Below are 13,134 nucleotides of genomic sequence, written 5' to 3' on the forward strand. Positions count from 1 at the left end.
CAGCGTCAGTATCTTATGCTTGCTATAACGGGGTATGAAGAGCCAATAGCCACACATGCGGATCACTGGCTTGAAAACTATCCAGCTACTACAGCATTCTATCCGAAGACAGCAACTGTTATGTTTATGCTTCAATATGTGCTTGGCGATTCAACTTTTTCAAAATTGATGAAAGAATATTATGAGCGATGGAAATTTAAACACCCCTACCCTGAAGATTTCTACAATCTCGCAATGGAAATAAGCGGAAAAGACTTAAGATGGTTTTTTGACCAATGGTTTCATAGAACTTATACCTGCGATTATGGGATCAAATCAATCAGGTCAAAAAAGATTCAAAAAGATGGGAAAGAAATTTACAAAACAACGATAAAAATTATTCGGAAAGGCAGAGCGGTTATGCCCCTTGACATAGCAATAAAAATGGAAAATGGAGAAATTACAAGCGTAAATCTCCCTGTTGATATCTGGCTAAATGATGAATGGGAAAATGAAATTGATATTGAACTTCCATCAAAACCCACTTCAGCCGAGATTAACCCTGACTTAAGAATTGCTGATATAAATCGCCTGGACAATACATACCCGTTCCCAAAAGTTAAAATTTCAATTGACAGTACCATCCCGCTATCTCAATTTATCGCTCCAATTGATGCATATTCGCTGAAATTGAGACCCTCCATCTGGTATAACATCACCGATGGTTTTAAATTTGGTTTAAAACTTAACGGATCATATCTTGATGATGTCATTTCACATAAATTCTGGGCTCTTTACGGGACGAGGTCAAACGAGATTGATTTCTATTTTAGCGACAGCAGAAGAATCCCATTTGAAATAAGCAAAAATACATTCACAGAAATTGAAATTTTCAAAATTGAAGGAAGATATGGTGGAGGCTTTGGATTTAGAAAACGATTTAGAAAAACTTTGACAATCCCACCTTTCCACGATTTAAATTTAAAAGTTCAACTCTTGAAATCAACAGACGGAAAGTATTTAGACCAGATTTACAAATGGGATGAGAAAAGATTGACAAGAATTATTGCTGGGTATACTTACTTTAATTATGGCGAAAAATGGCGTGTGAATTTTTCACTTTTCTTTGAATCATCAACAGTGTTAAGCGAATTCAATTATTCAAAGGTTTATTTAGAAATTATTCAAACATTCCGCTTGCCTTTTGGATACAGTTTTTCTGTGAGGTTATTCGGCGGATATGGCAATGGAACGATACCACAGCAAGCCAAGTTTTTTATAGCAACTTCATCACCCATTGATCAATTTTACAGACCACTTTATAGAAGTAAAATCTTTCCTGCTGATTTAAGAAAACATATTGAACCGTTTGGAGGTGCTGGACTGCGAGGATATATTGATCAAAATGTTTCAGGTGATAGAATTTATTCCGTTAATTTTGAACTTAACCTACCATCGCTTTTGCCACTTTTGGGGAATTTGCCTATCATTGGAAACTTATTCAAGACGACGCTTTTCTTTGATGCTGGAAAAATATGGGATCAAAATCAAAGGGCAAGTTTAAAAGGTATAAAGTATGATCTTGGGTTTGGTGTAAGAAGCACAATCTTTGAACAATTTTCATCAATGACAAATTTATTTTCAGAAATCGGACTGAATATGATAAGAGTTGATTTCCCAATTTACATAAGCCATCCCATAAATGGAGAGAAAAAGTTAAAGTTGAGGTGGGTATTAGGGTTTGACAAAACATTTTAAAAATAAAAAGCCCCGAGGTTAAACCTCGGGGCAAATTTTTTAAGCCGAGACTGGCTTTGCCTTCAGAACCTTGTTAAGCATATATCCAACCGTGATCAAACCAGCAATAAAGACGATCCCAAAAACGATAAGCACTGAAATCTGAGGTTGAACTTCAAATTGCTCAGGTTTGAAATAATCTTTTAAATAAGCATCCCTCAAAATATCACGCATTACTGACATACCCACTATTGTCAAAAAGAGCAAGGCTAAACCAGAAATTGAAAGTGGTTTTGGGTTTTGAGCGTTGAAGGAAAGTAAAATAAGAATTAAACTAACAAGCGAAAGCAGAACAGAAATTCCAAAAATAGCCGTTGCTAATCCATCACCGCCCATAAAAACCATCATCAAATCTTTCTTAAGAGCAAGCAAAAACCATATTCCAACTGCATATTGAAGGACCGTGCCAATTACAAACCAAAGCCCACCATATTTAATAGCCCATCTTCCAAAGTCTACATCACTTTTCAATTTAATAAGTCCATAAATTAACACAAGCAAACCAGCCACTGAAACCGAAGCAACGAGAAAGTGCAAATATCTTGGGATCACGGTCGGATCATCAAAATTAAAATTAGTTCCATGAGGATTGGCGAAATACTTTTGTGCCCATTTTTCTGGGGTTAACATTAAAACAAGGGTGTTTGTATAGATAAGCCCAATCAAAGCGAACAAAACAGCGCTTCCAAGAACTATCCACGCTCTTACCCCTTGAAGTTTTTCAAAATTAAATTGATAAATGTAATACCCATAATATCCGATAAGCAAAAGCAAAATTACACTTAACCACGGCCATGCAAGTGTAATAGATGCTGTATAAAAGTACTGCCCATAAAGAACTTGGATAAACAGCAGTGGTGCAATTCCAAGCGTTATAGTAAAAGCGGTTGTAATAGGAAGCATTTTTGAAAAAGAACGGGCGAGATTGAGATGGAATTGACTATTCTTTTTTCTCCCGATTAAATCAGTTATTCCGGCGATTATACCACCACCAAGTGCAAAGTTCATTGCGATTATATGAAGTATAAATGTAAGAATAAGCAAGAATTTTAAAAGCCAATATGGTGCTGGCAACGGTATCGGGTCAAGTTCTGGTATTATAATTTGCTGTGTCATTTTTTAAACCCGTATTTTGTTTTTTCTTCATTTAAATTATAAAGCCATTTTGCAAGTGCTTTCCTTTCCTGTTCGGTTCCGTAAAATGGTGGCATAAAACCTTTAAGCATTTCAAGATGTTGAAGTTGAAAATCAATATAATTTTCGCTCCATCCATTGACAAGTTTCTTTATCCCATTATAACCATCAACTGTATGGCAACTCTGGCATTGAACCCTGAAAATTTCTTCACCCGCTTTGAGCATATTTTCTTCATTTATTTCCTTAATGGTAATCCATTTGGCGAAGTTTAAAATTCCCATCTCGTTTATTTTATCACCGTGAGCTTTTAGGATGGAATTTGAATACATGTAGTTGTAAATTATATACGGTTTTCTGACCGCTTCTCTCACCCATTCGGTCACAGCAGTAACCAAAAATCCCATAACAAGCAAGCCCAGTGCAAATGCGAACGATGTTTGTTTTGGGGTTTTAATTGGACCAAGCCATGAGAATAAAGCGATGATAAATGAAAAAACAACACTTAACCCGGCAAAAATAGTAACAGCTGGCGCACCGCCCATTGAAATTTCACGAGCAAGCGGTGGAATAATTGAAATATACCAAATCCCCGCCACGGGAATAAGAATAAATGCAGGAACGAGCCATTTGCCTGAATATTGAACGACTTTAATTCTCAACTCTTCATCTTCTAAACGAGTTGCGGTTATCAAAGAATATAACCCCGCAAGTGCAAGCGCAACACCCGTTCTTATGAAAAGCGATGGGAAATATGAAGGATTGAAAAATCCGACCCAGAACTTTTTGGAAGGTTCCGTAAACGGAATATCAACCCAACCTCCAGATGTAAGCATAAATGTCAAAATACCGTTAATAATTACAAGGCTCAAGTATGCACCCGCAAAGTAAATCCAGCCAATTATGTTGTGTGTTTTCGGGTCAAGTTTGTCCCATGTAGCATAGTAAATTAAAATCGCGGAGATTTCAACAATGAAAAACACCCACTCAATTGCCCACCCGAATACAAAGCTGTGAATTAAAGTTGATGTAGCAGATGGATGAACAAGACCAATTGTGAACCAGATTCCAACCCCTGATAAAGCTCCAAGCACCACTGTGAGAAGCAGGAAAAATTTTGAGTGCTTTTTCAGATAAGCAATAAGTTTTTGGTCATTTTCTTTGATTGCTTTTCTTTCTGTTAAAGCAAGATAGATCCCACCACCAACTGCAAAATGTGAAACAAAGACATGAAGAATTGCAACAACACCAATTAAGATTCCACCTCCGATTAGCGGAACATCCCAGAAAGGATAGTTCATAGATGTACTCCTATTTTGTTTTAAACTCGTTATAAATTTAAACATCCCTGACAAAACAAGTCAAGTTAGAAGTTCTTAATTTTTTGTCAAAAGAAACAAATTTGCAAATTTTGTGTTATAAAACTTGAAATTTTATTTCAAATTTTTTAACTTAAAAACAGCGATATAAAAAATTATCTTGGAGGTTAATTAAAAATGCCAGTTATCAAAAAACCCGAAGCTGATTTGAGATTAAGGTGGCGGAAGTGGATTGAACTCGGACTTGTGATTGCGCTTGTTGTGTCAATTGTCGCTTTTAGATTTTTCCCGAAAGATGTTGGTCGTGGGAAGAAAATTTTAACTGTGGAGCAGGAAATAATCAAACCGGAGGAAATTCCACAAACCAGACAGGAAAATAGACCTCCGCCACCACCAAGACCACCAATCCCAATTGAAGCTCCAAGCGATGAAGCTTTGAGCGATATCAACATTGATATAAGTTCTGAGCTTGATATCACAAAAGAGGTTGCTCCACCTCCACCGAAAGAAGAGCTGAGCAAGAAAGAAGAAGAGATACCGTTTGAGGAGCAGTTCTTTATGGTAGTTGAGGAGATGCCAGAGATAATTGGCGGACTTGAATCAATCCAGAGAAATGTTGTATATCCTGAGATAGCTATAAGAGCTGGGGTTGAAGGGACGGTTTATGTTATGGCATTCGTGGATGAAAATGGAAATGTCGTAAGGGCTGATGTTGTCAAGGGGATTGGCGCTGGATGTGATGAAGCTGCTGTTGCTGCGGTCATGAAAGCTAAGTTTAAACCCGGGAAACAGCGTGGAAAACCCGTCAAAGTTCGTGTGATGATCCCGATAAGATTTAAATTGAAGAAATAAGTCAAAATCTTTTGAATATCTCTCTTTTATTTTTCAAGGCACAGGGTTTTTATAACTCTGTGCCTTTTTATTTAAAATAAAACTTCCCAACTATGCAAACGGAAATTATCCTCGCCTCCATTTTACTTATTTTATCAGCTTTTTTCTCTGCAAGCGAGATTGCTTTCATAACTGCAAACAAAATAAAACTTGAAATAAAATCACGCTCATCTTTAACTGCTAAAATCGCAAATGATTTCGCCAAAAATCCCGAAAGATTTCTCATAACCATTCTAATCGGAAACAATTTTGCTAACATAGCTCTTAGTTCAATTTTGACCTACATTCTTAAAACGATAACAAATCTTAATGACTTTTCAATTTTGATTTTTCTTACACTTTTAATCCTTACTTTTGGAGAATTGATCCCAAAAACAATTGGAAGGGAGTCTGCAGATGGATTTGTGTTATTTGCATCACTTCCTCTTAAACTGATTTACTTTATATTTTTACCGGTAGTGAAGCTTCTAAAAGTTGCGTCGGAGAAAATTTCAAAAGCCTTGAAGATCAAAACAGAAACAATTGAACAATTCTTCAGCAAAAAGGATTTTGAAATCCTTCTAAAAGAAAGTGAAACAAGAGAAAGCCTAAAAATTGATATACCGTTCTCAAAAGTTTTCAAACTTGAAAGCTTGGCGGTTGAATCCGTAATGAGACCGAGAACAGAAATAGTAGGCGTTGAAAAAAACATGAAAATGAAAGAGATAATTGAAACATTCTCAAAATCTGGACACTCACGACTGCCAGTTTATGATAGAACAATTGACAATATAATCGGGATAATCTATGTGAAAGACTTATTTAAAAACCCAAAAAGTATTGAAGAGATTTTAAAAGAACCTTATTTTGTCCCAGAGAAAAAACGTTGTATTGAACTTTTAAGAGATTTCAAAGAAAAAAATATATCTATGGCAATTGTAGTTGATGAATTTGGTGGCGTTTCGGGGTTGATAACCCTTGAGGATGTAATTGAGGAACTGGTTGGAGAAATTGAAGATGAATTTGATATCGGAAAAAAATTTATCCAAAAGATAGATGCCAACACTTTTATTCTGAATGGGCTTACGGAAATTGATCATTTAAATGAGGAATATAAACTCAACATTCCTAAAGGAGATTATGAAACGATCTCGGGTTTTGTGATAAATAACATCGGTAGAATTCCATCAAAAGGCGAAGAGTTTATAATCAACAATTTTAAGATAACGATTTTGAGCGTAACACGAACTCGGATAAACTCTCTAAAACTAACTCTTTTAAAACACCATGAATAAAGTTCTACACATTTTTTCTGTTGGCGCATTTATATTCGCTGTATTTATAGCGACAAAAAACTTTAATGAGATAAATAGACCAGAACCGACTGAAAATGTTTCAATAAACTATTTCTCAATTGTTCATCCGCCTGATATCGTTTTCCTCTGCGGTGAAAGAATACCACTTGAGATTCCCGATGTCAGAGAAAGATTTGAGCGTGAATTTTACATTGAATTTAATGAAAATCAACTTATACTTGACCTCAAAAGATGTGGAAAATATATGCCTTACATTGAGAGCAAGATAAGTGAAAAGGGACTGCCTGCTGATTTGAAGTATCTTGCAATTGCTGAAAGCCGTCTTATTGAAAACGTATATTCAAGTAAAGGAGCAGCTGGAATTTGGCAACTTATGCCCGAAACAGCGAGAAAATACGGTCTGAGGGTTGACGATTATATAGATGAGCGCCTTCACATCCAAAAAGCAACGGAAGCTGCTCTTTCATACCTTCAGGATTTGTATAAAAAATTTAACAACTGGTCACTTGTCCTTGCTGCATACAACGCTGGAGATGCCCGGATAACAGATGCAATGCAATTTCAATGGGTTGATAATTATTTTGACCTTCACCTCAACAGGGAAACGGCAAGATTTGTATTTAGAGTTGCTGCAATAAAAGAGTTAATTTCAAACGCTCGCAAATACGGATTTATTCTTGATACCACAAAACTTTTTAAGGCACCAAATATCAAATATGTTACCGTTAAAGGTCCAATCCAAAATCTCGCTCTTTGGGCAAGAATGCAGGGAACAAATTATAAGACCTTAAAATATCTTAATCCATGGATTCTGAAATCATCGCTTCCAGATGGTGAATTTCAAATCGCTTTACCAGCTGAAGCTCAACCTCAGGAATTGAACCTTGCAGAGTATAAGTACAAAGGTTCAAGAGTTATATTTCAAAACGGAGAGATAATTATCGTTCCAGAAAAAACGATCAATCACCGTGTCAGAGCTGGGGAAACAATTGAAAAAATCGCCCAAAAATACAATGTAAGCATTGAAGACATCGTTGAACTCAACAAACTTGAGGGTAAAAGTCTAAAACCCGGACAAATAATCAAAATACCTGTTTATTAAAAATTTCCAAACCTATACATATGCTCCACCTTTATACACTTGTTCATTATAACTTTTAAACCTGCATCTTGAGCCCTTTTTGCTGCTCTTTCATTTATAACCCCAAGCTGCATCCACACAACTTTTGCCCCCTTTTGGATTGCCTGCTCAACTATCTCATCAACAAATTCAGGTCTTCTAAATATATCAACAATATCAACATCATCCGGCACACTTAAAAGGTCTGGATAAGCTTTTAAACCAAAAACTGAATCTATGTTTGGATTAACAGGGATGATCTTATAACCGTTTCTCAAAAGATACTCTCCGACGATATAGCTATCTCTATCAGATTTATCTGAAATACCCACCACTGCAATTGTTTTATACTTTGTCAGGATTTCTTTGATTTCATCATTCATTTCGGCTCTCATTTTTTGTTTATTTTTTATTTTTAGGTTTTTAACTTACCTTTGCAAGATTAACGCTATCTGAATATCGCTTTAAAAATTCCTTTCTCAGTTTAGAGTGTTCTGGTTTTGATAGATCTGGGTCTTCTTTTATAATTGCAAACGCCTCAGAGCGTGCGAGCTCAAGAAGTTCTCTATCTTTTGATATATCAGCGAATTTAAATTTTATAAATCCACTTTGTTTAGTTCCGAAAAATTCACCTGGACCACGAAGTTCAAGGTCCTTTTCAGCAATTTTAAATCCATCCATAGTTGAAGCAATGATCTTAACTCTTTCAATTGCTTTAACCTCATCATTTACCTCATACTCAAACAAAGCGTCATTTGATGTTTTTCTAATAAGATTTGATTTCACAACCAGAAAGCAGTATGATTGCTTTTCACTTCTTCCAATTCTACCGCGCAACTGATGAAGTTGTGCAAGCCCAAACCTTTCAGCGTTTTCTATCACCATTATTGTGGCATTTGGGATATCAATGCCAACTTCAATCACCGTCGTCGCAACAAGAATTTGAATTTTTCCTTCCTTGAAAGCAAGCATAATTTCTTGTCTTTCCGTGCCTGGCATTTTGCCGTGGATCAAGCCAACGCTGAACTCAGGGAAAACTTCATTTTTCAAACGAATATAATTTTCAATCGCCGACTCAAGGTCAAGTTTTTCAGATTCCTCAATCAACGGATAAACGATATATGCCTGATGTCCTTCTTTGAGCTTCGCACGAATGAATTCATAAACCCTTTCTCTTTCGGTATCAGGTAAGACTTCAGTTTTAACCTTTCTTTTTTTAGGCATTTCATCTATAATTGAGACATCAAGGTCTCCGTAAAGTGTGAAAGCAAGCGTTCTTGGAATTGGGGTCGCTGTCATTATCAAAACATCAGGATTATAACCCTTTTCAATAAGCGATGCTCTTTGCATAACTCCGAAACGATGTTGTTCATCAATCACAACAAGACCAAGGTTTCTAAAATTAACTCTTTCTTGAATTAAAGCGTGTGTTCCAATTATTATCTGCGCCTCGCCATTTTCAATCTCGTTTAAAATTTCCTTTTTCTCTTTTGGTTTCAAACTTCCCGTAAGAAGGCGAACTTTAACGGGCAAAGAATCAAGCAAGCTCAAGAAAGTAGCATAATGCTGTTCAGCAAGAATTTCTGTTGGGGCCATAAACGCAGATTGATAGCCATTGTCAACAGCGATTAACATCGCAATTAAAGCAACTATCGTTTTCCCACTTCCAACATCACCTTGAAGCAAACGATTCATCGGTCTATCCGATTTCATATCATTCCATATCTCACGAATCACCCGTCTTTGAGCTTCTGTGAGTTTAAACGGTAAAATTTTGCTGAAACCATGAACAAGATCACCAATTTTTTTAAAAGAGATGCCTTTTTCAAAATGTTTCAGCTCATAATGTTTTCTTGCAAGAAGAAGTTGAAGGAAAAATAATTCTTCAAATTTTAATCTTTTCAGCGCAAGTTGAAGATCAATATGAGTTTCAGGAAAATGGATTGATTTTATAGCAAGATTTAAGGGCACAAGATTATACTTTGCAAGAATTTTCTCGGGTAAAGTTTCTTCAACATAATCAATGTAGTTATTAATGACCTCACTTATCATTTCACGAAGTTTAAGCGTGTTAAGACCAAGGGATTTCAGTTTTGAGGTAGAGGGATAAACTGGAACAATTCTTCCTGTGTGTATATTTATGCTATCTGCCTCGGTTAAAAAGTCAAATTCAGGGTGAACAAGATTTATTTTGCCTTTAAAGGTAACTGGTTTACCAAAAACAGCGACAAGATCCCCGATGTCAAATTGTCTTTTAAAATATTCAATTTTATTAAACCATGTGCAACTTAATTTGCCAGTGCCGTCATCAATCACAATTTCAAGGATTTCTTTTCCGCTTGAACTTACAAGAATTTTTTTATCAACGACACGACCAATAAATGTAACTGCAGAAGACTTGTAAGAAAATTCCCACCAGTTTCTTTTCAACCTGGCAACACTTACGACGGTGCTTCTGTCAATATACTTGATTGGGGCATAGTAAAGCAGATCAATAAGTTTTTCAACGCCAACATCACGGAGCGCTTGTGATCTTTTTTCCCCGATCCCTTTGAGATACCTTATGTCAGTTTCAAGAGTAAGCGTTGATTTTTTCTCTTGTTTGCTCATCATAAATCATTCAAGTTTTTCACCAATTGCTTTTTCAACCACATTTATAATTTCCCCACTCCTGACGATTTCAAGCGCCTTCACGATGTCATTATGTAAAATTCTATCTTCATCAAGATGTTTAATTTTCTTTCTAACGAATTCATACGCCGCTTGCGTCCCGATACCGCACCTCATTATTTTTCCAGTCTTTGGATCAACCTTCGCAAAGTCAATCCCCTGAGCAGCGCACATTATCTCAATTGCGAGAACAGTTTGAACATTTTTTAAAACTCTATATGCCTTCTGCGCCGATATTGAGCCCATGCTATTATGGTCTTCTTGATTTGCCGATGTTGGTATTGAATCAACGCTTGCAGGATGAGCCAAAACTTTGTTTTCAGAAACCAGAGATGCTGCGGTGTATTGAGCTATCATCAATCCCGAGTTTAATCCACCACGAGTTGTTAAAAACTTCGGCAAACCACTCAATTGAGCGTTGACAAGTCGTTCTATTCTTCTTTCTGAAACATTTGCAAGTTCAGATAAAGCAATAGCGATGAAATCCATTGCAAGCGCAATCGGTTGTCCATGGAAATTTCCACCTTCAAGATGAACTTCATCCTCTGGGAAAATCAACGGATTATCCGTTGCTGAATTTACCTCAATTGAAACAATTTTGTAAACATAATCAATTGCATCTCTGGATGCACCGTGAATTTGAGGAACGCATCTCAAAGAGTAAGCATCTTGAACCCTTGGATCATCATAAAGATGAGAAAGCCGTATCTCGCTATTTTTCATCATTCTCAATATATTTCTCGCAACCTTCTGTTGTCCTTGATAGGGTCTTAGTTTATGAATTCTTTCATCAAAAGCTCTATCAGTTCCTTTCAAAGCTTCAATACTAAGTGATGCGGCGATATCAGCTATTTTACACAATTCTTTTGCTTGCTTAACAATCAAGCATGCATAAGCAGTCATCATCTGCGTGCCATTTATAAGAGCGAGTCCTTCCTTTGCAGAAAGTCTAATTGGTTCCAATCCAAATTTTTTAAGCGCAGACAAAGCCTTCATTTTTTTCAAATTTAATGGGTTAATATCCTTCCCCACCCAAACATTACCCTCTCCCATCATTGCAAGGACAAGATGTGAAAGCTGAACGAGATCACCACTTGAGCCAACAGAACCTTGAGATGGAATGATTGGTGTTATGTGAAGATTTAAAAAATCGATTAACATTTTAACCGTTTCAACTCTAACACCCGAATAACCTTTTGAAAGAGCGTTTGCTCTAAGAAGCATCATCGCCCTTACAACTTCAGGAGGTAATGGCTCACCTGCACCTGCAGAGTGGCTGAAGATTAGGTTCCTCTGGAGTTTTTCAATCTCTTTCTTTTCTATCTTCACCGTAGCAAAATCCCCAAATCCAGTTGTAACCCCATAAATCACCTCGTCTTTTTGAACCCACTTTTCAACAAGTTGTCTTGACTTTTTCATTTTGGATATGGCATCTGGAGAAAGTTTAACAGGTGCGAAATTAACCGCAACATCAAAAACCTTTTCAGGTGTTAATGTCTCACCATCAACTATTACAGGGTGCGAAGTTTTGTTATTTTTCATAAGCTTTTATTTCACTTTGATTAGTCTTACCGCAAATCCTCCATCCATATCGTGCTTGTGTGGGAATGTTTCCATATAACCTCCATTTGTTACAACATCAGATGGTAAATATTTCCTCGCATCTTCAATTTCAAACTCTGGATGTTTGTCAAGGAAAGATTTAACAACCTCAATATTTTCCTCTGGTTCAATTGTGCATGTGCTATAAACTATCACACCGCCATTTTTAACAAGCTTGCTTGCTGTTTCAAGCAATTCAAGTTGAGTTTTTACAAGATTTTTGATATCCGAAAGCTCTCTTTGCCATTTTATATCTGGCTTCTTCTGAATAACTCCAAAACCTGAACATGGTGCATCAACTAAAACTTTATCCGCGCTTCCATTAAAATTAACAGCAGTTGCGTCCTCAGCTATAAACTCAACATTTGTAAGCCCGACTCTTTCACAACTTTGCTTGACAAGATTTAACCTGTGCTCGTATTTATCAACCGCAATTATTTTCCCCTCGTTTTTCATCAATTCACCGATATATGTAGTTTTTCCACCAGGTGCGGAACATAAGTCAATCACCGTTTCACCAGGTTTTGGATCAAGAAGTTTAACGACAAGTCCAGCGCTTTCATCCTGAACAGAAAAATAACCTTGATTGAAAAGATCAAGGTTATAAATTCCCGTAAGATGCCCGACCTTCAAAAAATCATCAAGATATTTTGACTTAACATATTTTATCCCTCTTTCATCAAAAAGTTTTGCAAGTTCATCAACATTTGTTTTCAAAGAATTTGCTCTGACAACCACCGTCGGGCGTTCATTATTTGCAGAAAGCAACTGCTCAGTTTCATAAAACCCATATCTTTCAACCCACCTCTTAACAATCCATGTTGGATGCGCATACATTATTGAAAGATACTGAATCGGGTCTGATTCGCTATCTGGCGTGGGTAGTTTGTTAAGATTACGAATTATATTTCTTAACACAGCATTGACAAGATTAGCAGCTTTTTGCCCGCGAATTTTTTTGACAAACTCAACCGCCTCGTTTACAGCTGCAGCATGTGGAATTTTTGTTAAAAACAAAATCTGATAAAGCGCAACCCTCATTGCGTTTCTTATGTTCGGATCTTGCATAGCGAACTTGTTCTTACAGAAATACTCAATTATAAAATCAAGTCGCGTTTTCCACCTCACAACTCCATGGGTTAACTCCGTCAAAAATCTCTTGTCAAGTTCATTAAGTTCGTCTGATTTAAGTTCAATGTCAAGAAGTTTATCAAGATATGAATCTGTTCTCTCAACGCGATTCAAAATTTTAACTGCGATCCCACGAGGACCTTTGTAAAATTCCTGAAGTTCCATAATCTTAAGGTATTTTTTTGTTTGATTTAAA

General features: G+C 36.5%; 10 protein-coding genes. 4 read left to right on the forward strand and 6 right to left on the reverse strand.

Features of this window, described 5'->3' with window-relative positions:
• Positions 1–1,737: M1 family aminopeptidase (locus AT685_RS08405; RefSeq protein ID WP_267886274.1), on the forward strand; the 1,737-nt coding region annotated here is incomplete at its 5' end.
• Positions 1,738–1,776: 39 nt separating this feature from the next.
• Here AT685_RS08405 and AT685_RS04715 read toward each other — a convergent pair.
• Both AT685_RS04715 and AT685_RS04720 read right to left on the reverse strand, forming a co-directional pair.
• Entirely contained in the window at positions 1,777–2,892 is a 1,116-nt protein-coding gene (locus AT685_RS04715; protein ID WP_072151754.1) for a hypothetical protein, read from the reverse strand.
• The gene (locus tag AT685_RS04720; protein WP_072151755.1) at positions 2,889–4,211 is read right to left on the reverse strand and encodes a cytochrome ubiquinol oxidase subunit I; all 1,323 of its coding nucleotides are present in this window, start codon (positions 4,209–4,211) and stop codon (positions 2,889–2,891) included. Before AT685_RS04720 ends, AT685_RS04715 begins: the two co-directional genes overlap by 4 nt.
• Positions 4,212–4,406: 195 nt before the next feature.
• Here AT685_RS04720 and AT685_RS04725 point away from each other — a divergent pair, with 195 nt between their 5' ends.
• The 3 genes from AT685_RS04725 (at position 4,407) to AT685_RS04735 (ending at position 7,517) form a co-directional block, all read left to right on the forward strand.
• Positions 4,407–5,081, forward strand: coding sequence for an energy transducer TonB (locus AT685_RS04725; RefSeq protein WP_072150052.1), 675 nt, complete (start codon positions 4,407–4,409; stop codon positions 5,079–5,081).
• A 92-nt stretch (positions 5,082–5,173) separates the two neighbouring features.
• A complete protein-coding gene (locus AT685_RS04730; RefSeq protein ID WP_072151756.1) occupies positions 5,174–6,394 on the forward strand; it encodes a hemolysin family protein in 1,221 nt (406 codons plus the stop codon).
• Positions 6,387–7,517 (forward strand): lytic transglycosylase domain-containing protein, encoded by a 1,131-nt coding sequence (locus tag AT685_RS04735; protein ID WP_072151757.1) that lies wholly within the window; start codon positions 6,387–6,389, stop codon positions 7,515–7,517. The genes AT685_RS04730 and AT685_RS04735 overlap by 8 nt, the downstream gene beginning before the upstream one ends.
• On the opposite strand, the gene AT685_RS04740 is transcribed toward AT685_RS04735, so the two are convergent.
• The 4 genes from AT685_RS04740 to rsmB form a co-directional block, all read right to left on the reverse strand.
• Entirely contained in the window at positions 7,514–7,918 is a 405-nt protein-coding gene (locus tag AT685_RS04740) for a CoA-binding protein (RefSeq protein WP_072150069.1), read from the reverse strand. The genes AT685_RS04735 and AT685_RS04740 overlap by 4 nt on opposite strands.
• A gap of 40 nt (positions 7,919–7,958) precedes the next feature.
• Entirely contained in the window at positions 7,959–10,148 is a 2,190-nt protein-coding gene (gene recG, locus AT685_RS04745; RefSeq protein WP_072151758.1) for an ATP-dependent DNA helicase RecG, read from the reverse strand.
• Between the two features lie 3 nt (positions 10,149–10,151).
• Positions 10,152–11,747 carry a histidine ammonia-lyase gene (hutH, locus tag AT685_RS04750; RefSeq protein ID WP_072151759.1) on the reverse strand — a complete coding sequence of 532 codons (1,596 nt, stop codon included), beginning with the start codon at positions 11,745–11,747 and terminating at the stop codon, positions 10,152–10,154.
• A 6-nt stretch (positions 11,748–11,753) separates the two neighbouring features.
• Positions 11,754–13,134 (reverse strand): 16S rRNA (cytosine(967)-C(5))-methyltransferase RsmB (gene rsmB, locus AT685_RS04755; RefSeq protein WP_320409072.1); only part of this gene is annotated, 1,381 nt, incomplete at its 5' end.

This window comes from Candidatus Kryptobacter tengchongensis, assembly GCF_001458555.1.
GTDB lineage: Bacteria > Bacteroidota > Ignavibacteria > Kryptoniales > Kryptoniaceae > Kryptonium > Kryptonium tengchongense.